At 67.8% G+C, this 26,864-nt stretch carries 26 protein-coding genes; 11 read left to right on the top strand and 15 right to left on the bottom strand.

What is annotated here, in order from left to right; genetic code table 11:
- Positions 1–29 precede the first annotated feature (29 nt).
- On the top strand, positions 30–2,129 hold the full coding sequence (locus tag H9Q09_RS12550) for a 3-hydroxyacyl-CoA dehydrogenase NAD-binding domain-containing protein (RefSeq protein ID WP_187391329.1): 2,100 nt from the start codon (positions 30–32) through the stop codon (positions 2,127–2,129).
- The gene (locus H9Q09_RS12545) at positions 2,129–4,000 is read left to right on the top strand and encodes an acetyl-CoA hydrolase/transferase C-terminal domain-containing protein (protein ID WP_187391328.1); all 1,872 of its coding nucleotides are present in this window, start codon (positions 2,129–2,131) and stop codon (positions 3,998–4,000) included. The genes H9Q09_RS12550 and H9Q09_RS12545 overlap by 1 nt, the downstream gene beginning before the upstream one ends.
- A gap of 17 nt (positions 4,001–4,017) precedes the next feature.
- On the opposite strand, the gene H9Q09_RS12540 is transcribed toward H9Q09_RS12545, so the two are convergent.
- Positions 4,018–4,860, bottom strand: a complete 843-nt coding sequence (locus tag H9Q09_RS12540; RefSeq protein WP_187391327.1) for a fumarylacetoacetate hydrolase family protein — start codon at positions 4,858–4,860, stop codon at positions 4,018–4,020.
- 147 nt (positions 4,861–5,007) lie between these two features.
- Between H9Q09_RS12540 and H9Q09_RS12535 the strand changes: the two genes are divergently transcribed.
- Positions 5,008–6,804, top strand: coding sequence for an acyl-CoA dehydrogenase (locus tag H9Q09_RS12535; RefSeq protein WP_187391326.1), 1,797 nt, complete (start codon positions 5,008–5,010; stop codon positions 6,802–6,804).
- Positions 6,805–6,814: 10 nt separating this feature from the next.
- On the top strand, positions 6,815–7,555 hold the full coding sequence (locus tag H9Q09_RS12530) for a crotonase/enoyl-CoA hydratase family protein (protein WP_009210636.1): 741 nt from the start codon (positions 6,815–6,817) through the stop codon (positions 7,553–7,555).
- A 42-nt stretch (positions 7,556–7,597) separates the two neighbouring features.
- Here H9Q09_RS12530 and H9Q09_RS12525 read toward each other — a convergent pair whose 3' ends face one another.
- The 7 genes from H9Q09_RS12525 to aroC all read right to left on the bottom strand — a co-directional run bounded on the left by H9Q09_RS12525 (position 7,598) and on the right by aroC (position 14,876).
- Positions 7,598–8,242: a DedA family protein gene (locus H9Q09_RS12525; RefSeq protein WP_187391325.1), complete on the bottom strand. Its 645-nt coding sequence runs from the start codon at positions 8,240–8,242 to the stop codon at positions 7,598–7,600.
- A 63-nt stretch (positions 8,243–8,305) separates the two neighbouring features.
- The gene (locus H9Q09_RS12520) at positions 8,306–9,532 is read right to left on the bottom strand and encodes a class I SAM-dependent RNA methyltransferase (RefSeq protein WP_187391324.1); all 1,227 of its coding nucleotides are present in this window, start codon (positions 9,530–9,532) and stop codon (positions 8,306–8,308) included.
- Positions 9,529–10,293, bottom strand: coding sequence for a TlyA family RNA methyltransferase (locus H9Q09_RS12515; protein WP_187391323.1), 765 nt, complete (start codon positions 10,291–10,293; stop codon positions 9,529–9,531). Before H9Q09_RS12515 ends, H9Q09_RS12520 begins: the two co-directional genes overlap by 4 nt.
- 72 nt (positions 10,294–10,365) lie before the next feature.
- Positions 10,366–12,282 (bottom strand): 1-deoxy-D-xylulose-5-phosphate synthase, encoded by a 1,917-nt coding sequence (gene dxs, locus H9Q09_RS12510; RefSeq protein ID WP_187391322.1) that lies wholly within the window; start codon positions 12,280–12,282, stop codon positions 10,366–10,368.
- Positions 12,283–12,437: 155 nt separating this feature from the next.
- Positions 12,438–12,710, bottom strand: a complete 273-nt coding sequence (locus H9Q09_RS12505; RefSeq protein WP_009210630.1) for an exodeoxyribonuclease VII small subunit — start codon at positions 12,708–12,710, stop codon at positions 12,438–12,440.
- A gap of 65 nt (positions 12,711–12,775) precedes the next feature.
- The gene (locus tag H9Q09_RS12500; RefSeq protein WP_187391321.1) at positions 12,776–13,702 is read right to left on the bottom strand and encodes a histone deacetylase family protein; all 927 of its coding nucleotides are present in this window, start codon (positions 13,700–13,702) and stop codon (positions 12,776–12,778) included.
- A 79-nt stretch (positions 13,703–13,781) separates the two neighbouring features.
- Positions 13,782–14,876 (bottom strand): chorismate synthase, encoded by a 1,095-nt coding sequence (gene aroC, locus H9Q09_RS12495; protein ID WP_187391320.1) that lies wholly within the window; start codon positions 14,874–14,876, stop codon positions 13,782–13,784.
- 219 nt (positions 14,877–15,095) lie between these two features.
- On the opposite strand from aroC, the gene H9Q09_RS12490 reads away from it, so the two are divergent.
- Positions 15,096–15,344, top strand: coding sequence for a DUF1344 domain-containing protein (locus tag H9Q09_RS12490; RefSeq protein ID WP_040325888.1), 249 nt, complete (start codon positions 15,096–15,098; stop codon positions 15,342–15,344).
- Positions 15,345–15,351: 7 nt separating this feature from the next.
- Here H9Q09_RS12490 and H9Q09_RS12485 read toward each other — a convergent pair whose 3' ends face one another.
- From H9Q09_RS12485 to H9Q09_RS12470, 4 genes are all read right to left on the bottom strand, one after another.
- A complete protein-coding gene (locus H9Q09_RS12485; protein WP_187391319.1) occupies positions 15,352–15,945 on the bottom strand; it encodes a histidine phosphatase family protein in 594 nt (197 codons plus the stop codon).
- A 37-nt stretch (positions 15,946–15,982) separates the two neighbouring features.
- Entirely contained in the window at positions 15,983–16,807 is an 825-nt protein-coding gene (gene fabI / locus H9Q09_RS12480) for an enoyl-ACP reductase FabI (protein WP_009210626.1), read from the bottom strand.
- 134 nt (positions 16,808–16,941) lie between these two features.
- Complete coding sequence (locus tag H9Q09_RS12475) at positions 16,942–17,907, bottom strand: J domain-containing protein (protein ID WP_187391318.1); 966 nt, start codon at positions 17,905–17,907, stop codon at positions 16,942–16,944.
- Between the two features lie 128 nt (positions 17,908–18,035).
- The gene (locus tag H9Q09_RS12470) at positions 18,036–18,473 is read right to left on the bottom strand and encodes an RT0821/Lpp0805 family surface protein (RefSeq protein ID WP_187391317.1); all 438 of its coding nucleotides are present in this window, start codon (positions 18,471–18,473) and stop codon (positions 18,036–18,038) included.
- Between the two features lie 73 nt (positions 18,474–18,546).
- On the opposite strand from H9Q09_RS12470, the gene pdxH reads away from it, so the two are divergent.
- Positions 18,547–19,170, top strand: coding sequence for a pyridoxamine 5'-phosphate oxidase (pdxH, locus tag H9Q09_RS12465; RefSeq protein ID WP_187391316.1), 624 nt, complete (start codon positions 18,547–18,549; stop codon positions 19,168–19,170).
- Between the two features lie 16 nt (positions 19,171–19,186).
- Here pdxH and H9Q09_RS12460 read toward each other — a convergent pair whose 3' ends face one another.
- From H9Q09_RS12460 to H9Q09_RS12450, 3 genes are all read right to left on the bottom strand, one after another.
- Positions 19,187–19,891: an NAD-dependent deacylase gene (locus H9Q09_RS12460; RefSeq protein ID WP_024349984.1), complete on the bottom strand. Its 705-nt coding sequence runs from the start codon at positions 19,889–19,891 to the stop codon at positions 19,187–19,189.
- Between the two features lie 56 nt (positions 19,892–19,947).
- A complete protein-coding gene (gene tldD, locus H9Q09_RS12455) occupies positions 19,948–21,363 on the bottom strand; it encodes a metalloprotease TldD (RefSeq protein ID WP_187391315.1) in 1,416 nt (471 codons plus the stop codon).
- 123 nt (positions 21,364–21,486) lie between these two features.
- The gene (locus tag H9Q09_RS12450; RefSeq protein ID WP_009210621.1) at positions 21,487–21,999 is read right to left on the bottom strand and encodes an invasion associated locus B family protein; all 513 of its coding nucleotides are present in this window, start codon (positions 21,997–21,999) and stop codon (positions 21,487–21,489) included.
- A 401-nt stretch (positions 22,000–22,400) separates the two neighbouring features.
- Between H9Q09_RS12450 and coxB the strand changes: the two genes are divergently transcribed.
- The 5 genes from coxB to H9Q09_RS12430 all read left to right on the top strand — a co-directional run bounded on the left by coxB (position 22,401) and on the right by H9Q09_RS12430 (position 26,825).
- Complete coding sequence (coxB, locus tag H9Q09_RS12445) at positions 22,401–23,273, top strand: cytochrome c oxidase subunit II (protein WP_228240182.1); 873 nt, start codon at positions 22,401–22,403, stop codon at positions 23,271–23,273.
- A 27-nt stretch (positions 23,274–23,300) separates the two neighbouring features.
- Complete coding sequence (gene ctaD, locus H9Q09_RS12440) at positions 23,301–24,902, top strand: cytochrome c oxidase subunit I (protein WP_024349987.1); 1,602 nt, start codon at positions 23,301–23,303, stop codon at positions 24,900–24,902.
- 258 nt (positions 24,903–25,160) lie between these two features.
- On the top strand, positions 25,161–26,069 hold the full coding sequence (locus H9Q09_RS12435; RefSeq protein WP_051141555.1) for a heme o synthase: 909 nt from the start codon (positions 25,161–25,163) through the stop codon (positions 26,067–26,069).
- 1 nt (position 26,070) lies between these two features.
- A complete protein-coding gene (locus H9Q09_RS22680; RefSeq protein ID WP_281414919.1) occupies positions 26,071–26,205 on the top strand; it encodes a hypothetical protein in 135 nt (44 codons plus the stop codon).
- Positions 26,202–26,825, top strand: a complete 624-nt coding sequence (locus H9Q09_RS12430) for a cytochrome c oxidase assembly protein (protein ID WP_187391314.1) — start codon at positions 26,202–26,204, stop codon at positions 26,823–26,825. Before H9Q09_RS22680 ends, H9Q09_RS12430 begins: the two co-directional genes overlap by 4 nt.
- The last annotated feature ends 39 nt before the right edge of the window (positions 26,826–26,864 follow it).

The following is a 26,864-nucleotide window of genomic DNA, read 5'->3' as shown; positions in this document are numbered from 1 at the left end:
GACCTTCGACGAAAGACGAGAGCACATCCATGGGCAGAATGCTGAAGGCACTATCCGAACGCGCCCTCGAACTCGGGCCGGTGCGTGACGCGGAGCAGACCGGCAACTGGCGCGCCGCCACGGACGACGACTACGTCTACTGGCTGGTGCTCGACCGCCCGGGCAAGACGGTCAACACCATCGACCGCAGCGTGATCGAGGAGTTGTCGCACCACGTCGACCAGATCATCGACCAGCGCCCCTCGGCCGTCGTCATCCGCTCGGCCAAGCCGTCGGGCTTTGCCGCCGGCGCCGACATCCAGCAATTCGCCGGCGCCTCGACCGGCGAGATCCGCGGCATGCTCAAGGAAGCCCATCTCGTCCTCGACCGGCTGTCGAAGGTGAAGGCCAAGACCATCGCAGTCATCCACGGCCACTGCCTCGGTGCGGGGCTCGAACTGGCGCTGGCCTGCGACCGGCGCATCGCCGTCGCCGACGCCAGCCTCGGCTTTCCCGAAGTCATGCTCGGCCTGCATCCGGGGCTTGGCGGAACCTACCGCTCGACCGCCATCGCCGATCCGGTCGAGGCGATGACCATGATGCTGACCGGCAAGTCGATGCCGGCGAAGAAGGCGAAGTCGATCGGCCTCGTCGATGCCGTGGTCGAGGAGCGCCACGTCGCCTCGGCCGTGCAGGCCGCGCTCTACAACGACCTGCCGACCGCGAGCCGCAGCCTGAAGGGACACGCCTTCTCGGTGAAGCCGGCGCGCTCGCTGGCCGCCAAGCAGATGCGCAAGAGCGCCGCCGCCAAGGCGCCGCAGGAGCACTATCCGGCGCCCTACCGGCTGATCGATTTGTGGGAGGCCCATGGCGGCGACGCCAAGGCCATGCAGGAGGGCGAGATCGACAGCTTTGCCGAGCTGATCGAGACCGACACGGCCCAGAACCTCGTGCGGGTGTTCTTCCTGCGCGAGACCATGCGCGGCCTGAAGGAGGGGACATCCGGGATCCGGCACGTCCATGTGGTGGGCGCCGGCGCCATGGGCGGCGACATTGCCGCCTGGGCGGCGCGCGAGGGCTTTTCCGTGACGCTGGGCGACATCGCCACGGCGCCGATCGGCAAGGCGATCAGGGCGGCCCAGGAGATGCTGAAGGCGACCCTGAAGGACCCGCTGAAGGTGCGCGACGCGCTGGACAGGCTGGTGCCGGACCCGATGGGCTACGGCATCGGCCGCGCCGACATCGTCATCGAGGCGGCGCCCGAGAAGATCGAGCTGAAGCGCAACATCTATGCGGAGATCGAGCCGCAGCTGAAGGAGGGGGCGCTGCTGGCGACCAACACCTCGGCGCTGCCACTGGCCGACCTCGCCGCCGGTCTCGCCGATCCGTCGCGCCTCGTCGGACTGCATTTCTTCAACCCGGTGTCGCGCATGCAGCTGATCGAGATCGTCAGCCACGATGCGATCAGCTCCGAGACGGCGCGCCGGGCGACCGCCTTCGCGGTGGAGCTGTCGCGCCTGCCGGCCCCGGTCACCTCGGCGCCGGGCTTCCTCGTCAACCGCTCGCTGACGCCGTACATGGCCGAGGCGCTGATCATGGTCGACGAGGGCATTCCGAAGGAGCGCATCGACGCCTGCGCCGAACGATTCGGCATGCCCATGGGCCCGGTCGAGCTGACCGACCAGGTCGGGCTCGACATCGCCCTCGACGTCTCCGCCTCCCTGCGCGAACGCCTCGACACGGCGTTTCCGGATTCGCCCGGCTGGCTGCAGACCATGGTCGACGAGGGCAAGCTCGGCCGCAAGACCGGCGCGGGGCTCTATGCCTATGACGAGGACGGCAAGCCGCAGAAGCAGCGCCTCGACGCGCTGCCGGACGGCTCGAAGGACGATCCGGACATGCTCGACCGGCTGATCCTGCCGATGCTGAATGCGGTCGTGGCGTGCCTGCGCGAGGGCGTGGTGGAGAGCGAGGACGTCGCCGACGGCGCGATGATTTTCGGCACCGGTTTTGCGCCGTTCCGCGGCGGCCCGATCCATTACGCGAAGCAGCGCGGCGTCGACGAGATCGTCGCCCGGATGAACGAACTGGCCGACAAGCATGGGCCGCGCTTTGCGCCGGACGAGGGCTGGCAGCGCCTGAAGAGCTGATGACGCAACGCTTCACCGAGGCCGATGCGCTGGCCGACGCGGTGATCGCGGCGGTCGGCAAGACGATCGTCCTGGCGCTGCCGCTCGGCCTCGGCAAGGCGAACCATGTCGCCAATGCGCTCTACCGCCGGGCGCTGCGCGACCCGCAGGTCGACCTGACCATCCAGACGGCCCTGTCCCTCGACCCGCCCTCGGGCGGCGAGGGGCTGGAAGGCCGCTTTGCCGGGCCGCTGGCGAAGCGCCTCTACGACGGCGTGACCCGCCTCGACTATGTCGCGGACCGCCGGAACGATGCGCTGCCGCCGAATGTCCGGGTGGTCGAGTTCTTCCTCCAGGCCGGCGCGCTTCTGGGCAATCGCCACGCCCAGGAGAACTACGTCACGGCGAACTACACCCATGCCGCCGGTTACATCCTGGCCAGCGGCGTCAATGTCATCGGCCAGATGGTCGCGCCGTCGGCCGACCGCAGCCAATGGTCGCTGTCCTCCAACACCGACATGACGCTCGATCTCCTGCCGGCGCTCGACGCCGCGCGCGAGCGGGGCCAGCCGATCCTTCTCATTGGCGAGGCCAATGCGAACCTGCCCTTCATGGGCGGTCCGGCGGCCCTGCCGACCGAGCGCTTCGACTGTCTGCTGGAGGGCGAGGACGTCGAAGCGGCGCGCCTGTTCTCCGTGCCCAAGCAGCCGATCGGCCCGGTCGAATACGCCATCGGCCTCTACAGCGCGGCGCTGGTGAAGGATGGCGGCACCATCCAGATCGGCATTGGCGGGATCGGCGACGCGCTCACCCATGCGCTCATCCTGCGCCATCGCGATCCGGCGACGTTCCGGGCCATGCTGGCGGCCCTCGGCAACTGGCCGGAGAGCCTCGAGCCCCAGACCGAGCCGTTCCGCGAAGGGCTTTACGGCCTGTCGGAGATGTTCGTCGACGGGCTGCTGGAACTGTTCGAGGCCGGCATCCTCCGGCGCCCGGCCAGCGACGGCAAGGTCCTGCATGGCGGCTTCTTCGTCGGCCCGCAGAGTTTCTACGCCCGGCTGCGGGAGATGGCCCCGGAGCGCCGGGCGCTCCTGTCGATGCGCGAGATCTCCTTCGTCAACGCAGTGCCGGCCGAAGACCGCGCAACCCACGCCGCCGATCGCCGCAACGCGCGCTTCTTCAACGCCGCGATGCTGGCGACGCCGCTGGGCGACATCTGCTCCGACCAGATCGACGACGGCCGGGTCGTCTCCGGCGTCGGCGGCCAGTACAATTTCGTCGCCCAGGCCTTTGAGCTGCCCGATGCCCGCTCGGTCATCGGCCTGCCGTCCACCCGCGGCGCGAACGGGCAATCGAACATCCTCTGGGCCTATGGCCACACCACCATCCCCCGGCATCTGAAGGACATCGTCGTCACCGAATATGGCGTCGCCGACCTGCGCGGCCGCACCGACCGCGACACCGTGGCGGCGATGATCGGGCTGGCCGACGGGCGGTTCCAGGCCGGGCTGGCCAAGGCGGCGATCGCCGCGACGAAGCTGGAGGCCGGCTTCGCGCCGCCACGGCGCAACAGGCGTGCGGCTGTGGTGGAGGCCCTGCGGCCCTATGCCGACAGGCTGCCGGCCTATCCGTTCGGCACCGCGCTGACCGCCGAAGAGCGGCGGCTGGTGCCGGCACTGAAGCTGCTGAAGGCGGCCAAGTCCGATCGCCTCGCCCTGGTGCGCCTGGCGTTCGCCGGCTGGCGCATGACGCCCGATCCGCGGGAGGAGGCGGCGCTGGAACGGATGGGGCTGGACGACCCGTCAGGGTGGCGGGAGAGGGGGCTATCGGCGGTCCTGGCCGGCGCGCTGCGCGCAACGCGCGACGACCCGCTGGGCCGGCCCTGGTCGTGATGGCATTGGCTTACGCGTCAGACCGCCACGCAGAGCGAGGACTGGCTGCCGAGGCCGGTGCCGCCGACGGTGACGCGGTCGCCGGCCTTCAGGAAGCGCGGCGGGTCGTAGGACAGGCCGACGCCGCCCGGCGTGCCCGTCAGGATGACGTCGCCCGGCTCCAGCCGCATGAAGCGGGAGATGTAGGAGATCAGATACGGCACCTTGAAGATCATGCCGGCGGTGCTGGCGCTCTGCTGGCGTTCGCCGTTGACGTCGAGCCAGAGATCGATCGCGTCATGGTCGCCGATCGCATCCGGGGTCACCAGCCAAGGCCCGAGCGGCGCGAAGGTGTCGTGGCTCTTGCCCTTCGACCACTGGCCGCCGCGCTGCAGCTGGAAGCTGCGCTCGGTGACGTCGTTGGCGAGGGTGAAGCCGGCGACATGCCGCATGGCCTCCTCGACGCTGACATATTTGGCCGTGCGACCGATCACCACGGCCAGCTCGACGCCCCAGTCGACGCGGCTCGCCAGCTTCGGCAGTTCGATCCGGTCGTTCGGCCCGCAGGCCGCCGTCGCCGCCTTCAGGAACAGCGTCGGTTCGGGATTGACCTTGAAGCCGGCCTGGGCGGCCGCGTCGTGATAGTTCGGGCCGACGCCGATGATCTTGCCGATGCGCCGCACGGGCTTGCACAGCCGCACGCCTTCGGCCACCAGTGGGAGCGACGCGGGATCGAGCCGACCGGCCGCGGCGAGGCGGTCGGGATCGAGAGACTCGCTGGTCTGGGAGGAGAGATGCTCGGAGAGGTCGCGGATACGGTCGTCGTTGTCGAGCAGACCGGGCCGTTCAGAGCCCCGGTCACCATACCGCACGAACCGCATGCAAATCTCCCTTCGAGTGATGCCAGTAGAATGGTTCGGGCGGCTTTCGGTTCCGCTCCTGTTGATTGACGATTACGTAAAAGGTAATTGCGTCGTGAGCCCTGCCTCCGTCGCAATCCGCTCGGTTCGAGCATGAGGAGATCTACCATGTACAAGGCACCGGTCGATGACATCGCCTTCGCGCTGAAAAAGGTCGCGGGACTGGAAGCGGCGATGGAACAGGGCCTCCTGGGCGAACTGACCCCCGACCTGCTCGACGCGGTGCTGGAAGAGGCCGGCCGCTTCGCCGGCGAGGAGATCGCGCCGCTGGCGGATGTCGGTGACCGCGAGGGGACATCGGTGAAGGACGGCGTGGTGACGACGCCGACCGGCTGGAAGGCGCTCTACGAGAACTGGTCGGCCGGCGGCTGGAACGCTCTGACCGGGCCGGAGGAATATGGCGGCCAGGGCCTGCCGACCTCGCTGTCGGCCGCCGTCTTCGAGATGTGGAACTCCGCCTCGATGGGCTTTGCCATTGGACCCACGCTGACCGTCGGGGCGGTCGAGGCGCTGGAGGCCCACGGCTCGGACGAGTTGAAGGCGACCTATCTGGAAAAGCTGGTCACCGGCGCCTGGATGGGCACGATGAACCTGACCGAGCCCCAGGCTGGATCGGATCTCTCGGCGCTGAAGACCAAGGCCGAACGGGCCGATGACGGCAGCTACCGGATCTTCGGCCAGAAGATCTACATCACCTATGGCGAGCACGACTTCACCGACAACATCGTCCATCTGGTGCTGGCGCGCCTGCCCGACGCACCGGCCGGCGTGAAGGGCATCTCGCTGTTCCTGGTGCCGAAGTTCCTGGTCAACGCCGACGGCTCGCTCGGGCGCCGCAACGACGCCTTCTGCCATTCGGTCGAGCACAAGCTCGGCATCCACGGCTCGCCCACCTGCACGATGATCTACGGCGACGGCAGCGTCGACGGCGAGGAGGCCGGCGCGGTCGGCTATCTGATCGGCGAGGAGAACCGCGGTCTCGCCTGCATGTTCACGATGATGAACAATGCCCGGCTGCTGGTCGGCGTGCAGGGCATCGGCGTCGCCGAAGCGGCCTTCCAGAAGGCGCTCGACTACGCCCGCGAGCGTCGCCAAGGCCGTGCGACCCGGCTGGCCAGGAATCCTGAAGCCGGCGGCCAGATGAGCCCCATTCTCGACCATCCCGACGTCGCCCGCATGCTGCTGACGATGAAGTCGCTGACCAGCGCGGTGCGGGCGATCACCTATGCCTGCGGCCATGCGACCGACATGGCGAAGGCGCATCGCGGCGATGCCGAGGCGTCAGCGGCATGGAAGGAGCGCGCCAACCTCCTGACGCCGATCGCCAAGGCATTCTCCACCGATGTCGGCGTCGAGGTCGCCTCGCTCGGCATCCAGGTGCATGGCGGCATGGGCTTCGTCGAGGAGACAGGCGCCGCCCGGCTGCTGCGCGACGCGCGGATCGCGCCGATCTACGAGGGCACCAACGGCATCCAGGCGATCGATCTCGTCGCGCGCAAGATCGGCCAGTCCGGCGGCGAGGCGGTGCGCCGCTATTTCGCCGAGCTGGACGAGACGGTCGACGCGGTGCGCGGCCAGAACGAGGCGGCCTTCGGCGAGACCGGCGACGCGCTGGCCGCGGCGATGGCCGATCTGCGCGAGACGACGGAGTTCCTGTCGAACGCCACGGCCGCCAAGGACATGGACACCGCCCTTGCCGGTGCGACGCCCTATCTGCGGCTGTTCGGCCTGACCGCCGGCGCGGTCTACCTCGCCAAGGCGGCGCTGGCCGACACGACCCGCACCGAGCGCGCCCATCTGGCCCGCTTCATGGCGGAGAACCTCCTGTCGGAGACCGGTGCCCTGAAGCGGCAGGTCGTCGGCGGCGCCGCCAGCCTCGCGGCTGCCCATTCGATCCTGCAGTAGGACCGCGACCATGACCGACCTGATCCAGACGACGACCGAAAACGGCGTGCTGACCATCCGGCTGAACCGGCCGGACAAGAAGAACGCCATCACGCTGGACATGTACCGCACGATCACCGCCGCGCTTCAGGGCGCGGCCGGCGACGAGGCGGTGCGGGTGATCCTGATCTGCGGCGTGCCCGGCGCCTTTTCGGCCGGCAACGACATCAAGGATTTCCTGACGCTGGCGCAGGGCGGGCTGCAGCGCACCGAGATCCACGAATTCCTGACGACGGTCGCGACCGCGCCGAAGCCGATGATCGCCGCCGTCGACGGTCTGGCGATCGGCATCGGCACGACGCTGCTGATGCATTGCGACATGGCCTTCGCCTCGTCGCGCTCGGTCTTCCGCACGCCCTTCATCGATCTCGGCCTGACGCCGGAGGCCGGGTCCAGCCTGATCGGCCCGCGCATCATGGGCGACCAGCGGGCTTTCGCGCTGCTGGCGCTGGGCGACACCTTCGATGCGGAAGCCGCCCGCGAGGCGGGGATCGTCTACAAGGTCGTGGAGGACGATGTCGAGGCGGTGGCGCGCGAGACCGCCGAGCGGCTGGCCCAAAAGCCGCCCAGGGCCGTGGCCATCGCGCGCGAGCTTCTGCGCGGCGACCGCAAGGACATCGTGGCGCGGATCGAGCGGGAGATCGAGCATTTCTCCGAGCGGCTGACCTCGGACGAGGCCCGGGCCGCCTTCATGGCCTTCATGTCGCGCTGACGGGTCGGCGCCCCGCCGGGCGGGGCGTGGCCGCGGGTTCCGTCAGGACTTGCCGCGCAGTGGGGAATCGTCGGCCGTGCTGGCTTCCTTGGCCGGCGTCTCGTCGTCCTCTTCGGCAAACAGGAACTTGTAGGTTCCCACCATGCCGATGACGCAGACGAGGGCCGCGATGACGAAGATCGGCCAGGTCGAATAGGCCTCGAAGAAGTGCCGGAAGGCGGAGCCGAACAGATAGGCGCCGGCACCGTAGGCGGCGCTCCACAGGGCGGCGCTGATGCAGTTGTAGAACAGGAAGATCGGCCAGCTCATCCGCATCGTGCCGGCGACGAAGCCGTTGAGCTGGCGCAGGATGATGACGAAGCGGGCGACCAGCACGACGGCGAAGCCGTAATTCTTGAACCGCTCCTCGACCATGGCGAAGCGCTTCTCGCCGAGGCCGAAGCGCGAGCCCCAGCGCACGACGATCCGCCGCCCGTAGCGCCGGCCGACGACATAGCCGAGATTGTCGCCGACGATCGATCCGGCAAAGGCGGCGAACAGCACCGCCCAGATGTTCAGCGTGCCTTCGCCGGCCAGCATGCCGGAAGCGACCAGAATGCTCTCGCCCGGCAGCGGAATGCCGGTGGATTCGAACAGCACGACCACGAACAGGAAGGCGTAGCCATACTGGGTGAGATATCCGGTCATGGCAGGGGCTTAGTCGCTCGGTCGCGGAGAATCAAAGGGATCGCGGCGGGCGCGCGGGGCCGGTCAGCGCTCCAAGAGCGCGACCGCCTCGACATGGCGTGACCACAGGAACTGGTCCACCGGCGTCACCTCGACGAGGCGGAAGCCGCCATCGACGAGAATGCGCAGGTCGCGGGCCATCGTGACCGGGTTGCAGGACACGGCGGCGACGCGGGTGATCTTCGACGCCGCGATCTCCTGCGACACCGCTTCGGCACCGGCGCGCGGCGGATCGAAGACCAAGCCGTCATAGGCCTTCAGTTCCTTCGCCGGGATTGGCCGGCGATAGAGGTCGCGGCGTTCGGTCGTCAGCGGCTTCAGGCCGGGCCGGGTGCGCCAGGCGGCCGTCATCGCGGCGAGCGGCGCGGCCTCCGATTCGACCGCATGGACCCGCGACTGGACGGCGAGACGCAGCGCGAAGGTGCCCGAGCCAGAGAAGAGATCGGCGACGTGCTTGGCGCCGGCCAGATGTTTCGTCACCCGCGACGCCATCGCGGTTTCGGCCGCCGCAACGGCCTGGACGAAGGCGCCGGGTGGCAGTTCGACGGTGATGCCATCGAAGCTGATCGAGGGCGGCCGCGTCATGACGAGGATCTCCCCGTCGACGGTGAGCCGCGCGAAGCTCTCGCTGACGGCCAGGGCGATGGCCTGACGCCGCTTGCCTTCGGCCAGCTTGGGCGCTGCGGTCGCGGCGACGTCGAGGCCGGTATCGGTGACGGTCACGGTGAGTTTCAGCGGTGTCCTGCGATCGGCCAGCAGAGCGGCGAGCCGCTGCAGGGCGGGCAGGGCGCGCTGGATGGCGGGCAGGGCGATCGGGCAGACCTCGATCGGCACGATCTGGTCCGAATGGGCCGCATTGAAGCCGAGATGCACGGATTTGCCGGCGCCGACCGCCGACAGCGCCACCCGGCGACGCGACGCCGGCGGGCAGGCCACCAGCGGCGCAATCTCGGTTTCGAGGCCGGCACGCGCCAGGGCATCGACCACCACGTCGCGCTTGAAGGCGGTGTAGAGCGCATCGTCGGCATGCTGCAGGTCGCAACCGCCGCAGGTGCCGAAATGCGGGCAGGGCGGCGTCTGGCGCTGCGGCGAGGGGGTGAGGATAGTGTCGAGCCGGAAGCGGCGCCCGGCTTCGGTCGCCTCGACCCGCTCGCCCGGTAGGGTGAGCGGCACGAAGGCCGGCCCGGTGGCCGTGTCGGCGACCCCGTCGCCCTGTGCCCCGAGCCGGTCGATGGTCAGTTCCAGGCTCATGATTTTTCGGCGATCAGCAGGAATTCGTGATTGCCGTCGCCGCCGGGGATCGGCGAGGGGGCGAGCCCCTTCACCTGCCAGTCGGTCTGGGCAGCGAGCCAGTCGCGCACGGCCTCGGCCACCTGCGGCGCGCTGTCGGGATCGCGCAAGAGGCCGTTCTTGGCGATCGCCTCGCGCCCGGCCTCGAATTGCGGCTTCACCAGGAAGACACCGGTCGTGCCGGGCTCGGCCAGCTCCAGCGCCGGCGGCAGGGCCAGCCGCAGGGTGATGAAGCTGACATCGGCGACGAGCAGATCGAAGGTGCGGCCGCCGATATCCTCGCGGGTCAGGTCGCGGGCGTTGAGGCCCTCGATCGGGGTGACGCGGGGATCGGCGGCGATGCGCGGATGCATCTGGCCGTGGCCGACATCGATAGAGACGACATGGGCGACGCCGCGGCGCAGCAGCGCCTCGGTGAAGCCGCCGGTCGAGGCGCCGAGATCGACCGCAGTGCGGCCTTCGACGGCGATGGCGAACTGGTCGAGTGCGGCTTCCAGCTTCAGCCCGGCGCGCGAGACATAGTCGGCGGCCGGATCGTCCAGCGTGATCTCGCTCTCGGGTGGCACGTTGAGGCTCGGCTTGGTGACGGTCTGCCCGTCGACCTTGACGTGACCGCGCATGATCGCGTCGCGCGCACGGGCGCGGCTGGCGGCAAGACCGCGGTCGCTGACGAGGACGTCGAGCCGGACGCGCGACAGATGTTGTTCTTCGGTGGAGGCCATCGGCAGGTCATGCGGCCAGCGGCGGCAAATGGCAAGCAGTAACGCGCGCGAAGCCCTTTATCGAGGAGGAGGTTACGCCTGCAGGACGCGGCTGGCTTCGGTGCCAAGGGCGCGGAAGACGGTGTCGACGATGCCCTGCCTGTCGAGTGCCGCCTGGCGGATCATCGTCTCCGGCGCGGCGTGGTCGAGGAAGCGATCGGGCATGATCAGCGGCCGGATCTTCAGGCCGTGGTCGAGCAGGCCGCGGGCCGCCAGATGCTCCAGCACCTGCGAGGCGAAGCCGCCGCTGGCGCCTTCCTCGACGGTGATCAGCACCTCGTGGTTGCGGGCGAGGCGACCGATCAGCTCGGTGTCGAGGGGTTTGGCGAAACGCGCATCGGCCACGGTGGTCGACAGGCCGAAGGTTTCCAGCTCTTCGGCCGCGGCGACGCTGTCGGCAAGGCGCGTGCCGAAGGACAGGATGGCGACCTTGGTGCCTTCCCTGACGATGCGGCCCTTGCCGATCTCCAGTGCCTCGCCGCGTTCCGGCATGTCGACGCCGGTGCCGTTGCCGCGCGGATAGCGGAAGGAGATCGGGCCCTCGTCGTAGACAGCGGCGGTGCGCACCATATGGCGCAGCTCGGCCTCGTCGGCGGCGGCCATCACCACCATGCCCGGCAGCGGGCACAGGAAGCCGGTGTCGAAGGAGCCGGCATGGGTCGGCCCGTCGGCGCCGACATAGCCGGCCCGGTCGATGGCGAAGCGCACCGGCAGCTTCTGGATCGCCACGTCGTGGACGATCTGGTCGTAGGCGCGCTGCAGGAAGGTCGAGTAGATCGCGGCGAAGGGCTTGTAGCCCTCGCTGGCGAGCCCGGCGCAGAATGTGACGGCATGCTGCTCGGCGATGCCGACGTCGAAGGTGCGCTTGGGGAAAATCTCGCCGAACTTGTCGAGGCCCGTGCCGCTGGGCATGGCGGCGTTGACGGCGACGATCCTGTCGTCGTCCTGCGCTTCCTGGATCAGGCTGTCGGCGAAGACGCCGGTATAGCTCGGCGCATTGCCCTTGGACTTGGCCTGCGCGCCGGTGATGACGTCGAACTTCGACACGCCGTGATACTTGTCGGCAGAGTTTTCGGCCGGGCCGTAGCCCTTGCCCTTCTTGGTGACGACATGGACGAGGATCGGGCCGGTCTTGGCATCGCGGACATTCTTGAGGACGGGCAGGAGATGGTCGAGGTCGTGGCCGTCGATCGGCCCGACATAGTAGAAGCCGAGCTCCTCGAACATCGTGCCGCCGGTGAAGAAGCCGCGGGTATATTCCTCGGTCCGCCGGGCGCCCTCGCGGAAGAAGCCGGGCAGGTGCTGGCTGATCGACTTCGCCTGGTCGCGCAGGCTGCGATAGGTCTTGCCGGAGACGAGGCGGGCCAGATAGGCGCTCATCGCGCCGGTCGGCGGGGCGATCGACATGTCGTTGTCGTTGAGGATGACGATCAGCCGCGCGTCGAGCGCGCCGGCGTTGTTCATCGCCTCATAGGCCATGCCGGCGCTCATCGCGCCGTCGCCGATCACCGCGATGACGTTGTTCTTGCCGCCGGACAGGTCGCGCGCCACGGCCATGCCGAGGCCGGCGGAGATCGAGGTCGAGGAATGGCCGGCGCCGAACGGGTCGTATTCGCTCTCGGTGCGCTTGGCGAAGCCCGACAGGCCGCCTTCCTGGCGCACGGTGCGCATGCCGTCCCGGCGCCCGGTGAGCAGCTTGTGGGGATAGGCCTGGTGTCCGACGTCCCAAATCAGCCGGTCGTCGGGCGTGTTGAAGACGTGATGGATCGCCACGGTCAGTTCGACCACGCCGAGCCCGGCGCCCAGATGCCCGCCGGTCTTGGAGACCGCGTCGATCAGGTCGGTGCGCAGCTCGTCGGCCACCTGCCGGAGTTGGCTTTCCTTCAGGGTCCGCAGATCGGCGGGGGAGGAAATCTGGTCGAGCAGTGGCGTTACCGACTTCGAAGACACTGGCGGGACCTTTCACTGCCTGTCAGATGCACGCGCCAGCGGCGCGAAACACTTTACATCGGTTCCAAAACGCGAGGTTCAACCCGCTGGCCGCAAACACGAACGGACAACGGCCGGAGGGAACGTCCGGTTGCCTTGCCTTTCGGGGAAGCGTCTCAATCGGGGTCGAGCGGCTCCGTGCCGACCGGCTTGCCGGCGCGGTTGAGCTTGATCTTCTCGACCTTGTCCTCGGCCACGGAGAGCAGCCGGTCGCAATGGTTCTTCAGCTTCTCGCCGCGCTCGTAGATGCGGATCGAGCGGTCCAGCGGCACATCGCCGCGTTCGAGATCCGAGACGATCCGCTCCAGTGCCGCGAGGGCATTCTCGAAGCTCATCTCGGCAATGTCGGAATCGTCGGTCGGGAGCGGGGCGTCGTCGCGTTCGGGCATGGTGTCCGTCTGTCTGGTGTTTCCGAATGTCCGGTGCCGGGCCTCTCGTCGAAGAGAGGTCGTGGTCAGCCGGTCATCATCCGCTTGACATGGGCAGTCGTGGAGACCGCGAGGCCGTGCAGGTCGTAACCGCCTTCGAGAAGGCTCACAAGCCGGCCGTCGCAGGCCCGGTCGGCCAGCGCCATCAGTTCGGCGGTGGCCCAGTCGAAATCCGCCTCGGTCAGCTTGAGATTGGCCAGCGGATCGCGGTGATGGGCGTCGAAGCCGGCCGAGATGATGACGAGGTCGGGGTGGAAGTCCCGCAGCGCCGGCAGCACCCGCGAGCGGAACGCGTCCTTGAAGACGTCACTGCCGTCGCCGGCCGACAGCGGCGCGTTGACGATGTTGCCCTGGCCGGTCTCGCCCTTGGCGCCGGTGCCCGGATAGAGCGGCATCTGGTGGGTCGAGCAGTACATGACCGACGAATCCTCCCAGAAGATGTCCTGGGTGCCGTTGCCGTGGTGGACGTCCCAGTCGACGATGGCGACGCGGTCGAGGCCGTGCACCGTCTGGGCGTGGCGCGCGGCGATGGCGGCGTTGTTGAACAGGCAGAAGCCCATCGCCGTCTGGCGCTCGGCATGGTGGCCGGGCGGCCGTGCCGCGACGAAGACATTGTCGCATTCGTCCGTCATGACGTCGTCGACGGCCGCGGTCGCCGCGCCGACGCCGTGCAGCGCCGCGGTGAAGCTCTTCGGGCTGACGATGGTGTCGTTGTCGACGCGCACCAGCCCTTCCTCGGGAATCGTCGTCGCGACCTTGCGGACGTAATCCTCCGGATGGCAGCGATAGATCGCCTCCAGCGCGCCTTCCGGCGCCTCGGCCCGGTCCAGATGCTGGAACGCCTCGTCCTCGAGCGCGGCCGTGACCGCCTGCATGCGCTCGGGGCGCTCGGGATGGCCGGGACCGGTCAGATGCTCGGCGAAGATGGGGTGATGGTAGAGACGTGTCCGCATGGGGCGACCTTAGCGTCCTCGCGGACCTGTTCAACGATTTGTTTGACGATCCGGCCCGTGCCGGAGGCGGCGAGGGGCGTCAGCCCCGCCCGGTCTGGCCGCGATGGCGCAGATAATGGTCGGCCACCGCGCAGGCGACCATCGCCTCGCCGATCGGCACGGCGCGGATGCCGACGCAGGGATCGTGGCGGCCCTTGGTCATCACGTCGACCTCCTGGCCGTCCGCATCGACCGAGCGGGTCGGGGTGAGGATCGACGAGGTCGGCTTGACGGCGAAACGCGCCACGACCGGCTGGCCGGTGGAGATGCCGCCCAGAATGCCGCCGGCATGGTTGGTCAGGAATTGCGGCGCGCCGTCGGGCCCGATGCGGATCTCGTCGGCATTCTCCTCGCCCGACAGCGTGGCGGCGGCGAAGCCATCGCCGATCTCGACGCCCTTCACGGCGTTGATCGACATCAGATTGGCGGCAATGTCGCCGTCGAGCTTGGCGTAGATCGGCGCGCCGAGGCCTCCGGGCACGCCCTCGGCGACCACCTCGACGATGGCGCCGACCGACGAGCCGCTCTTGCGCACGGCGTCCAGATGCTCGGCCCAGCGTTCGGCGGTCTGGGCGTCGGGGCAGAAGAACGGGTTGCGGTCAACCTCGTCCCAGTCCCAGCGGCTGCGGTCGATGGCGATGGTGCCGATCTGGACGAGGGCCGCGCGGACCGTCAGGCCCGGCACGATCTGCCGGGCGATGGCGCCGGCCGCCACGCGGGTGGCGGTCTCGCGGGCCGAGGAGCGGCCGCCGCCGCGATAGTCCCGCACGCCGTATTTCATGTCGTAGGTGATGTCGGCATGGCCGGGCCGATAGCGCCGGGCGATGTCGGAATAGTCCTTCGAGCGCTGGTCGGTGTTCTGGATCTCCAGCGCGATCGGCGTGCCGGTGGCGACGAGTTCGCCCTCGGCCTCGCCGGGCATCACGCCGGACAGCACCCGCACCTGGTCGGGCTCCTGGCGCTGGGTGGTGTAGCGCGACTGGCCGGGGCGGCGCTTGTCGAGATAGGCCTGGATGCCGGCTTCCGAGAACCGGGTTCCCGGGGGCGTCCCGTCGACCACGCAGCCGATCGCGATCCCGTGGCTCTCGCCCCAGGTGGTGACGCGAAAGAGATGACCGAAGCTGTTGTGGGACATGGAATTCCGCCGAAAGGAGAAGAGGCCTGGAGGAAGCCTCGCTTACGTTAGCTTAACCAAATCCGTCAAATGCAACGGATCGAAACGAATTGTAATTTTCGCGCACGAGAATTGACACAATCGGGGCCAAACATCGCAGCTGACAGACGCCCCGGAGAGGGGCAGCGAGAACGCCGCGTGCCATGATGGCGGTCGCGGCGGAGGTGGAAGGACCATACAGTGACCAGGCAGATTCTCGCATTCTTCGCGACGTCCTTTCTCACCGTGGCGATGACGATCCCGGCCATGGCGGAAGAAGTCGACGGCACCATCGAGGCGATCGACCGCGAGCACGCCCAGTTGCGCCTCAGCGACGGCGTCACCTACCGGCTGCCGGAGAATTTCGACTACGACGTCGTCGAGCCCGGCATGGACGTGGTGCTGATTTTCGGCGAGACCGAGACCCTGCGCATCGTCGACGCCGGCTGAGCAGCTCTCAGACCCAGGTCAGCCCGCCGTCGAGCCAGTGCAGGATGCGGTCCTGTGCGATGTCGCCGCGGGCGGCCGCCCGGTCGTCGAAGCCGCCATACATGCGCAGGATGCAGCGCGACACGCCGCCATGGGCGGTCACGATGGTCGGCCGCGAAAGGCTTTCGAAGACGGGGCGCACCCGTTCGGCCAGAAGCGCATAGGATTCGGCCTTCTCGCCCGGCGGCACGAAGTTCCACTTGTCGGCCTTGCGCCGCTTCGGCCCGTCGGGATCGCTCTTGCGGACCTCGTCGAGGGTGGAGCCCTGCCAGTCGCCGAAATGCAGCTCCACCAGGCGCGGATCGGTCTCGAAATCGTCCGGGGGAAGGTCCAGTTCGGTGCGGATGATCCGCATCGTCTCGACGGCACGGCCGAGCGGGCTCGACAGGAAGCTGAAGCCGGAGGCGCCGGCGCCGAGGATGTTGCGCAGGCACAGGCCGTTGCGCCGGGCCTGCTCGCGGCCGAGGGCGTTGAGCGGAATGTCTTCCTGGCCCTGCAGCCGGCCTTCGGCGTTCCAGTCGGTCTGGCCGTGGCGGCAGAGATAGAGTTCGGTCGAAATCATCGCAGCATCCGCCATGGCGTCGGAGAGAGGGACCGGCTTACGGCAGGTCCTTGACCACCGAGATGTCGGGCGCGTCGACGGCCTTCATGCCGACCACGTGGTAGCCCGAATCGGCATGGTGGATTTCACCGGTCACCGAGCGCGACAGATCCGACAGGAAGTAGAGGCCGACATCGCCCACCTCGTCGATGGTCACGGTGCGGCGCAGCGGCGCGTTGTACTCGTTCCATTTGAGGATGTAGCGAAAATCGCCGATGCCGGAGGCCGCCAGCGTCTTGATCGGGCCGGCGGAGATGGCGTTGACGCGGATGTTCTTCGGGCCGAGATCGACCGCCAGATACTGGACGCTCGCCTCGAGCGCGGCCTTGGCGACACCCATGACATTGTAGTTCGGCATCACCTTCTCGGCGCCGTAATACGACATGGTCAGCATCGAGCCGCCGTCGGTCATCAGCTTCTCGGCGCGCTGGGCGACAGCCGTGAAGGAATAGACCGAGATCAGCATGGTCTTGGAGAAATTCGCCTCGCTCGTGTCGACATAGCGACCGGTCAGCTCGTCCTTGTCGGAAAAGCCGATGGCGTGGACGAGGAAGTCGAGCTTGCCCCATTCGTCCTCGATGGTCTTGAAGCAGGCATCGATGGAGGCGGCGTCGCTGACGTCGCAATGGCCGACGACCAGGGCATCGAGCTCCTTGGCCAGCGGTTCGACCCGCTTGCGCAACGCGTCGCCCTGATAGGTGAAGGCGAGTTCCGCACCGGCCTCGCGGGCCGCCTTGGCGATGCCCCAGGCGATCGAGCGGTTGTTCGCGACGCCCATCACGAGGCCACGCTTGCCGGTCATCAGACCCTTCGATTCGGCCATGGCGCGACTCCCTCAAGACAGCGTGCAAACAATGCTTTGGCGGCGGCGGGTATGGCATAGCCCCGCCGGGCCTTCAAGCACGCTTGCGCCGCCCTGTCGGGCAGGGGCGTCGTTTGCCGGGCGACCGTGGCCGATCAGCCGATGGCGTCTTCGCGCTCGGCCTGTTTCTGGAACAGCGCGGCGAGATCGGCGTCGCCCTCGGGCAGCATGATGCGCACCGACGCCATCAGGTCGCCGCGTCCACCCGCCTTCGTCGTCAGCCCCTTTCCGCGCAGGCGGAAGGTCTTGCCGGAGTTCGTCCAGGCCGGAATGGTCAGTGCGATGCGGCCGTCAAGGGTCTCGACCTCGACCTTGCCGCCGAGCACCGCGGTCTTCAGCGGGACGGGCAGATCGTGGATCAGGTCGCGGCCATCGATGCGAAAGCGCGGATGGGGCGCGAACTGCACGGTGACCAGCGCGTCCCCCGGCTTGCCGCCCGGCACCGGGGCCGGCTGACCCTGGCCCTTGAGACGGATCGTCTGGCCGTCCTCGACGCCTTCCGGCAGCCGGATCGCCAGCCGCTTGCCGGTCGGGAAGATCGCCTCGACCTTGGCGCCGGACACGACGTCGGCCAGCTTGACCTTCAGATTGGCGTTGATGTCCTCGCCCTTCGTGCTGGCGTTGCGGGCACCGGCAAAGCCGGGTCCGGCCGAGCGACGGCCACCGGCTGCGCCGGCAAAGGCCTGCTCGAAGAAGTCCGAGAACAGCCCCTCGGCGCCCATGTCTTCCGGGCCGCCCGTCGAGCGGAAGTCGAAACCGCCGGGCCGCTGGCCGCGGCCGCCGCCGAAGCCGCCGGCACCGAACGGGCTGCCGCCGCCGCCGAAGCCCTGGAACTTCGCCTTGCCCTCGGCATCGATCTCGCCCCGGTCGAACTGCGCGCGCTTGTCCTTGTCACCGAGAATTTCATAGGCCTGATTGGCCTCGTTGAAACGCGCCGCAGCCTTCGGATCGCTGGCATTGGCATCCGGGTGATACTGCTTGGCGAGCTTGCGAAAGGCGGATTTGATCTCCTTTTCGCTCGCTGTCTTGGCAACGCCGAGGACGGCGTAAGGGTCGCGCATGACGCAATGGGTCCTTCACGAATGATGGCTGGGCGAATGTGACGCGGAGGGTCCGCGCCCTGCGCCTATATGGTGGATGCCGCCATGGAATTTAAGGGTCGAGGGCCCGGATCGGCGCCAGGATCGCCTCAGCCGTTCTCGTCGAAGCGCACCAGGGCCCATTCGCCGGCACCGGTGGTGCAGGCCTCGCCATTGTAGAGCGCGACGCCGTCGAAGCGCTGGCGCGAGGTCTGGAAGGTCCGGCAGATGCGCGATCCGTTGCGCACTTCCTGCAGGGCGCTGATCACGCCGTTGGTGCCGGTCTGCGGATTGGCCCAGGGGTAGCTCTTGGCCGCCGCCTCGATGTCGGCGGCCGACACGGCGTTGCGGACCGTGCGCCGGTCAGACAGGCGCTCGAGATCGGGGATCGCCGAATTGTCGCTCGAGGCCGCGGGGGCAGGGGGCGGCGCGATCGAGCCGGTGATCAGCGTGTCGTCGATCATGTCGCCCGCATTCGGGCCCGCGACCACGCATCCGCCGAGCGCGAGCGCGAGCAGGCCGGCCAGGAGGATTTGGAACGATGCCATCGATCTCTTATCTGTTACGGCGCCGCGCCGCGAATCGTTGCGACGATGTCATATGCAAAGGATCATGACGATAATGGCTAGCGAAGCCTTAACTCTTGGTGAAAGACCCGTCGGCGACGATCCGATCGCGCTGTTTTCGGCCTGGCTGGAAGACGCCGAGGCGAGCGAGCCCAACGATCCCGGCGCAGTGGCGCTGGCGACGGTGGACGCGGCCGGCCTGCCGGATGTGCGCATGGTCCTGTTGAAGGAGTTCGATGCGCGCGGTTTCGTCTTCTACACGAATTTCGAGAGCGCCAAAGGGGCCCAGCTCCTGGCCAGCCGAAAGGCGGCCATGTGCTTCCACTGGAAGTCGCTGCGCCGGCAGGTGCGCGTGCGCGGTCCGGTCGAGATCGTCTCGGACGCCGAGGCCGACGCCTATTTCGCCTCGCGCCCCCAGGGCAGCCGCATCGGCGCCTGGGCATCCCACCAGTCGCGGCCACTGGCAAGCCGGGTAGTCCTGGAGGAGAAGGTCGCCGCGCTCGGCGCCGAATATGGCGACGGCCCGGTGCCGCGCCCGCCGCACTGGTCGGGCTTCCGGCTGATGCCGACCCAGATCGAGTTCTGGCACGACGGCCAGTTCCGCCTGCACGACCGCGCCATCTTCACGCCGCGCGGCGAGCCGGGCACCGGCTGGGACGTGGAGCGGCTCTACCCGTAAGGGCGAACGCTGCGGCTCAGCGCCGCGCCAGCATCTCGTCGACGAAGTCGGGCACGAGGCGGCTGGCTGGCCCGTGCCGCGCTTCGGAAAACAGCGTGGTGCCGGCCGAGGGCTCGAGATTGAGTTCCAGCGTGCGGCTGCCATTGGCCCGCGCGTCCTCGACGAAGCCGGCGGCGGGATAGACCGCGCCGCTGGTGCCGATCGACACGAACAGGTCGGCCGCGGCCAGCCGGTCGTAGATCATGTCCATGTGGTACGGCATCTCGCCGAACCAGACGACGTCCGGCCGCATGCCCGCCAGACTGCCGCACTGGCGGCAGGCCAGTTCCGTCGACAACTGATCGGGCGACGGGCCGCGTGTGCCGCAGCGGGCGCAGAGCGCCTTGGCCAGCTCGCCATGCATGTGGATCACGCCGCGCGAGCCGGCCCGCTCGTGCAGATCGTCGATGTTCTGGGTGACCACCGTGACGCTGCCGGAAAACTCCCGCTCGAGCCGCGCCAGGGCGAGATGGGCCGGGTTGGGTTTCACGCCGGCGAGCCCCGCCCGCCGCTGGTTGTAGAAATCGTGGACCATGGCCGGGTCGCGGGCAAAGCCCTCCGGCGTCGCCACGTCCTCCAGCCGGACCTTCGACCAGATCCCGCCGACGTCGCGAAACGTGTCGACGCCGGATTCGGCCGAGATGCCGGCGCCTGTCAGGATGAGGATCGACTGGAACTGCATGGCACTCGTCCGGCTGTCGGGGCGCGATCGGGAGGGGCTTGCGGGACGGCGGCGGCTCAGGTCTCGGTGCCGCCCACCGTCATGCGGTCCATGCGCAGATGTGGCTGGCCGACGCCGACCGGCACGCCCTGGCCGTTCTTGCCGCACATGCCGATGCCGGTATCCAGCGCCACGTCGTTGCCGACCATCGAGACCCGGTGCATCGCCTCCGGGCCGTTGCCGATCAGCATGGCGCCCTTCACCGGCTCGGCCACCTTGCCGTCGCGGATGCGGTAGGCCTCGGTGCAGCCGAAGACGAACTTGCCCGAGGTGATGTCGACCTGCCCGCCGCCGAAGGAGACGGCATAGATGCCGTCCTTCACCGAAGCGAGGATCTCTTCCGGCGTATGCGGACCGTCCAGCATCATCGTGTTGGTCATGCGCGGCATCGGCACATGGGCATAGGACTGGCGCCGGCCATTGCCGGTGGAGGCCATACCCATCAGCCGGCCGTTCTGACGGTCCTGCATGTAGCCGACGAGCTTGCCGTCCTCAATCAGCACCGTGCGGTTGGACGGCGTGCCTTCGTCATCGATGGTCAGCGAGCCACGGCGCTCGGCCACCGTCCCGTCGTCGACGACGGTGATGCCCTTCGCGGCGACCTGCTGGCCCATCAGGCCGGAGAAGGCGGAGGTCTTCTTGCGGTTGAAGTCGCCTTCCAGCCCATGGCCGACCGCCTCGTGCAGCATGACGCCCGGCCAGCCCGAAGCCAGCACGATGTCGAAGGTGCCGGCAGGGGCTGCGACCGCCCGCAGATTGACGCGGGCCTGGGCGATCGCCTTGTCTGCGATGGCCTGCCAGTTCTCGGTGACGAAGAATTCGGAGAAGCCGGTCCGCCCGCCGGCGCCGAAGGAACCCGATTCCTGGCGGTCGCCTTCGCCGCAAACGACGGAGACATTGATGCGGACGAGCGGGCGCACGTCCTTCACCAGCCGGCCGTCGGCGCGCAGGATCTCGACATTCTGCCATTGCGAGCCGAGCGTGACGGAGACCTGGCGCACATCGTCGCCCTGGCCGCGCAGATAGGCGTCGATGTCCTGGAGCAGCCTGACCTTCGCCTCGAAGCCGGGCGAGGGGATCGGGTTCTCGTCGCCATAGACCTTGTGGTTGGTGCCGGCCGGCGCTTCGGCATAGGCGCCGTTCCGACCGGTCTTCACGGCGGAGACCGCCATTGCGGCGCGCTTCAGCGCGGCGTCGGAAAAGTCGCCGGCATGGGCGTAGCCGACGGCCTCGCCGGCCACGGCTCTCAGGCCGAAGCCCTGGTCGGTGGAGAAATTGCCGGCCTTCAGGCGGCCATTGTCGAAGACCAGCGATTCCGATTCGCGGTATTCGAGGAACAGCTCGCCATCATCGGCACCGGACAGGGTTTCCCCGAGAATCGCGTCGATCTCGGCGCGTGAGATGTCGAAGCGCTCGATCAGCGACGCGGACATGGCAGGACTCCTCTGGCAACAGGCCCCGCAGATAAGCGTCGCGGCGCCGCCTGCCAACAGGGGCGCCGCCCGATGCGATGGCCGACGGTCCCGCGCCGGGGCGCAAACCGTCTCCGCAGGGTGTCAGGGGAGGGCGGCGAAACCGTCCGCAAAACCGTTGAGATCGACCGGGATGCCGATGCCCTGTTCGGGGGTCTGGAAGACGATGAAGGTGGCGGTGGCGCCGCCCGACAGCGTCTTCAGGAGTTCGTCGGCGAGGATCACCTCGGCATAGCAGCCGTCGTCGAAGCACCGCACGAACTGCGCGCGGCCGATATCCTTGCCGTCGACATAGAGGCCGAGACCGTTCGGCAGGAGAATGCCCAGCGGCGCCAGGACGCGCAGGATCCGGGCCTGCTGGTCGGCCGTCTTCAGGGCGACGATCGACAGGCCGATTTCCGGACGGTCCTCGGCGACGACATTCTGCAGCAGCGCGCACTGGTCGCCCGAGGCGCCTGCCGGCTGGTCGCAGACGATGGCCCAGGCGCCGTGCTGTGACTTGACGGTGCCGGTTGCGCCCGACTGGGCGAAGGCAGGGTGAAGGCTGGCGGCGCAAAGGGCGAGGGCCGCAGCCGCCGTCTGAAGGGTTCTGATCATCGGGTCATCCGGTTCGAGACTGGATTGGAATGTGCCGGCGTTATAGCAAACAAATGGTTACCGGACAGCGTCCGTCGAACAGAACGGGCCGGAGCGGCGGCAAACGGGCCCGGTCGCGGCAATGCGAATCGTCCGCGGGGCGATGCCGTGGAGGCGCCGGAATGCCGGTCCCGGCGCAAAAATGCCGCAAGCTTGCGATGGTTCTAAGATGTTGCGGCGCGCCGGGTTTCGTGGTTTTAAGCGGCGAGCCGAAGATTCTTCCGATTTCGCGGGATGCCGGTGCTGGCGCCGGATGGCGGCAGGCGCTATTCGTCCCCGAAACGCCGGTTCCCACCACTGACGCACGAGCGCGCAGGGAGACAATGCGAGTGAAACGATCGATCTTTGCCGCGATGGCATCCATGGGGACCGCCGGTTCGGCTGTCGCACAGGAGAGTGACCTGCTTCCGGGTCAGCCGCACCCCTGGCAGATGGGCCTGCAGGAAGCGCTGTCCCCCATCGAGGCGCAGATCCACTGGTTCAGCGACTACACGCTCGCCTTCATCATTCCGATCACCATCCTGGTCGCCGTGCTTCTGGCCTGGGTGGTGTTCCGCTATCGCGCCTCGCGCAACCCGGTCCCCTCGCGCACCAGCCACAACACCATGATCGAGGTGGTCTGGACGCTCGCCCCGGTGATCGTTCTTCTCTTCCTGGCGGTGCCGTCCTTCCAGCTTCTGACGGCGCAGTACAATCCGCCGAGCGAGCCGGAGCTGACCGTCAAGGCGACCGGCTACCAGTGGTACTGGGGTTACGAATACCAGCCGTCCGAAGTGTCGGCCGAGGCGGAGGCCGAGCCGGTCTCCTTCGAATCCTACCCGCTGATCGAGGATGATCGCGACGCGAGCGGCAAGGCCGATCGCAACGTCTATCCGCACCTTCTCGCCGTCGACAACGAGATGGTCGTGCCGGTCGATACCGTCATCCGCCTGATCTCGACCTCGGGCGACGTCATCCATTCCTTCGCCCTGCCGTCGCTGGGCGTGAAGGTCGATGCCGTGCCGGGTCGCCTCAACGAATACTGGTTCGAGGCGCAGCGCGAGGGCATCTTCTACGGCCAGTGCTCCGAGCTCTGCGGCCAGGCTCACTACAACATGCCGATCGCCGTGCGCGTCGTGTCCAAGGAGCAGTTCGCCGCGTGGTACTCCGCCGCGTCGGGCAGCCTCGAGGACGCCAATGCACAGCTGACGGCGCGGATCCAGTCCGGCGACTCCGTCGCCGTGGCCGGCCGCTAACACGAACAGGGTTTGAGGGAGCTCGATATGGCATATGGTGCCACTCACGATGCCCACGACGCGCACATGCCGTCCGGCTGGCGGCGTTGGGTCTATTCGACCAACCACAAGGACATCGGGACGCTCTACCTGATCTTCTCGATCTGCGCGGGCATCATCGGCGGTGCGCTGTCGATCGCCATGCGCATGGAGCTTCAGGAGCCGGGTCTGCAGATCTTCGGCGACCCGCAGCTCTACAACGTGTTCACGACGGGCCACGGCCTGATCATGATCTTCTTCATGGTCATGCCGGCGCTGATCGGCGGCTTCGCCAACTGGATGGTGCCGATCATGATCGGCGCGCCGGACATGGCGTTCCCGCGTCTGAACAACATCTCCTTCTGGCTGCTCGCCTTCTCCTTCCCGCTGCTGATCCTGTCGATGTTCGTCGAGGGTGCGCCGGGTTCGAACGGCGCCGGCACGGGCTGGACGATGTATCCGCCGCTGTCGACCTCGGGTCACCCCGGGCCGGCCGTCGATCTGGCGATCTTCTCGCTGCACGTGGCGGGCGCCTCGTCGATCCTCGGTGCGATCAACTTCATCACCACGATCCTCAACATGCGCGCTCCCGGCATGACGCTGCACAAGATGCCGCTGTTCGCCTGGTCCGTGCTGGTGACGGCGTTCCTGCTGCTGCTCTCGCTCCCGGTTCTGGCCGGCGCGATCACCATGCTCCTGACCGACCGCAATTTCGGCACGACGTTCTTCTCGCCGGCCGGCGGTGGTGACCCGATCCTGTACCAGCACCTGTTCTGGTTCTTCGGCCACCCGGAAGTGTACATCCTGATCCTGCCGGGCTTCGGCATCATCAGCCACATCATCTCGACCTTCTCCAAGAAGCCGGTCTTCGGCTATCTCGGCATGGCCTACGCCATGGTCGCGATCGGTGTCGTCGGCTTCGTCGTGTGGGCCCACCACATGTACACCACCGGCATCTCGCTCAACACGCAGCGCTACTTCGTCTTTGCGACGATGGTCATCGCGGTTCCCACCGGCATCAAGATCTTCTCCTGGATCGCGACGATGTGGGGCGGCTCGCTGAGCTTCAAGACGCCGATGCTCTGGGCAATCGGCTTCATCTTCCTGTTCACCGTCGGCGGTGTGACGGGTGTGAAGCTGGCCAATGCCGGCATGGACCGTGTGCTGCACGACACCTATTACGTCGTCGCCCACTTCCACTACGTGCTGTCGCTGGGTGCGGTGTTCGCGATCTTCGCGGCCTGGTACTACTGGTTCCCGAAGATGTCCGGCTACATGTACAACGAGACGATCGGCAAGCTGCACTTCTGGCTGACCTTCGTGGGCGTGAACATCGTGTTCTTCCCGCAGCATTTCCTGGGTGCAGCCGGCATGCCCCGCCGCTATGTCGACTATCCGGAAGCCTACGCCGGCTGGAACTACGTGTCCTCGATGGGCTCCTATCTCTCGGGCTTCGCCGTCCTGGTGTTCCTGTACGGTGTCTTCGAGGCCTTCTCCAAGAAGCGCATCGCCGGTCCGAGCCCGTGGGGCGAGGGTGCGACGACGCTGGAATGGCAGCTGCCTTCGCCGCCGCCGTACCACCAGTGGGAAGAGCTGCCGCGGGTCCGCTGAGGCCCATCGCAGGCGGTCTCCCGCAAATCAATCGGCATCCCGGATCCCCGTATCCGGGATGCCTGATCGTCTGACGGTTCCGCAGTCCGGGAACCGCGACTGCAAGCCACGGCGCGGCATCCCGACGGATGTGGAACAAGGCCGATGGCGGAACGACGCAACGGTTCGCATGACGACCGGCTCCAGGCGGGGCCAGGATCGCGCCGAACGGGTTCGAGGTTCGACTTGACGCTTCTCGACGCAAATCACACCAACGCGATGCCGGCGATCAGCCTGGCGGAGCCGCGTGACTACATCGCCCTGCTGAAGCCGCGGGTGATGTCGCTCGTGGTGCTGACCGCGATCACCGGCATGGCGCTGGCGCCCGGCGCCATCCACCCGACGCTGGCGGTGATCTCGATCCTGTCGATCGCCATCGGGGCAGGCGCCTCGGGCGCGCTGAACATGTGGTACGATTCCGACATCGACGCGGTGATGACGCGCACCGCCAACCGGCCGATCCCGGCGGGCCGCATCGACCGGGAGGCGGCACTCGCCTTCGGCCTGATCCTGTCGCTGCTCGCCGTCTCCATGCTGGGACTGGCGTCCAACTGGTTCGCCGCCGGGCTTCTGGCCTTCACCATCTTCTTCTACGCCGTGATCTACACGATGGGTCTGAAGCGCTCGACGCCGCAGAACATCGTCATCGGCGGTGCGGCCGGGGCGTTTCCGCCGATGGTCGGCTGGGCCGCCGTCACCGGTGGCGTGGCGATCGAGAGCATTGTCCTGTTCCTGATCATCTTCCTCTGGACGCCGCCGCATTTTTGGGCGCTGGCCATGTTCAAGCTGAAGGATTACGGCAGCGTCGGCGTGCCGATGCTCCCGAACGTCGCCGGCGAGCGGGCGACGCGCCTCCAGATCTTCCTCTATTCGCTGGTCCTCGTGCCGGTCGGGGTCGCCCCCTGGCTGCTCGGCTTTGCCGGTCCGGTCTATGGTGTCGCCTCGGTGCTGCTGGGCGCAAACTTCCTGCGCCACGCCTATGCGACGTTCCGGATGCCGGATGGCGACGAGAAGATGCTGCCGGCCAAGAAGCTGTTCGCCTTCTCGATCGTCTATCTGTTCGCGCTCTTCGTGATCCTGCTCGGCGAAGCCGTCGCACGGTCGCTGCTGCCGGCAGGGTGGTACTGAGATGGACGATGATCGCATCCGCCTGACCGAGGCGCAGCAGCGTGCCCGGCGCAATCGCTCCATCGCCATCGGCGTCGTTTTGATCGCGCTGGTGGTGATCTTCTATTTCGTCACTCTCGCGAAGCTGTCGACATGACCGACACCCAGCCCAACGCAACCGCGCAGCCGGCACGGCGCCGCGGCCTCGTCATCGCCGTTGCCTGCGCCGCCTTCGCGGTGGGCATGGTCGGCGCCGCCTACGCCTCGGTGCCGCTCTACTACCTGTTCTGCCAGGTCACCGGCTATGGCGGCACCACCCAGCGCGCCGAGACCGCGCCGAGCCAGGTGATCGACCGGACGGTGCTGGTGCGCTTCGACGGCAATGTCGCGCCGGGGCTGCCCTGGAAGTTCGGTCCGAACGACCGCGAGGTCACCGTCAAGCTGGGCGAGACCCGCGAGACCAGCTTCCACGTCAAGAACCTGTCGGACAAGCCGGTGCGGGCCCAGGCGACCTTCAACGTCACCCCGGTGGCCGCCGGCGTCTACTTCAACAAGATCGCCTGCTTCTGCTTCGACAACCAGACCCTGCAGCCGGGCGAAGAGATCGACATGCCCATCGTCTTCTATGTCGATGCCGACATGCTGGAGGCCGAGGAGCTCAAGGACGCACCGGGGATCACCCTGTCCTACACCTTCTTCCCGCTCGACGAAGCGGAGGCCCCGGTGGCCGCCAGCAAGGGCGAGACGACGAGAACACCGACGACCGATCAACTCTAGAGAGCCGCGAGCGATCGCGGTGACTGTCGAAAACACCAA

This window comes from Aurantimonas sp. DM33-3 (assembly GCF_014334315.1).
Lineage (GTDB): Bacteria > Pseudomonadota > Alphaproteobacteria > Rhizobiales > Rhizobiaceae > Aurantimonas > Aurantimonas coralicida.
Note: the sequence above shows the minus strand (reverse complement) of the source record. Positions and strands in the feature narration are given on the sequence as shown.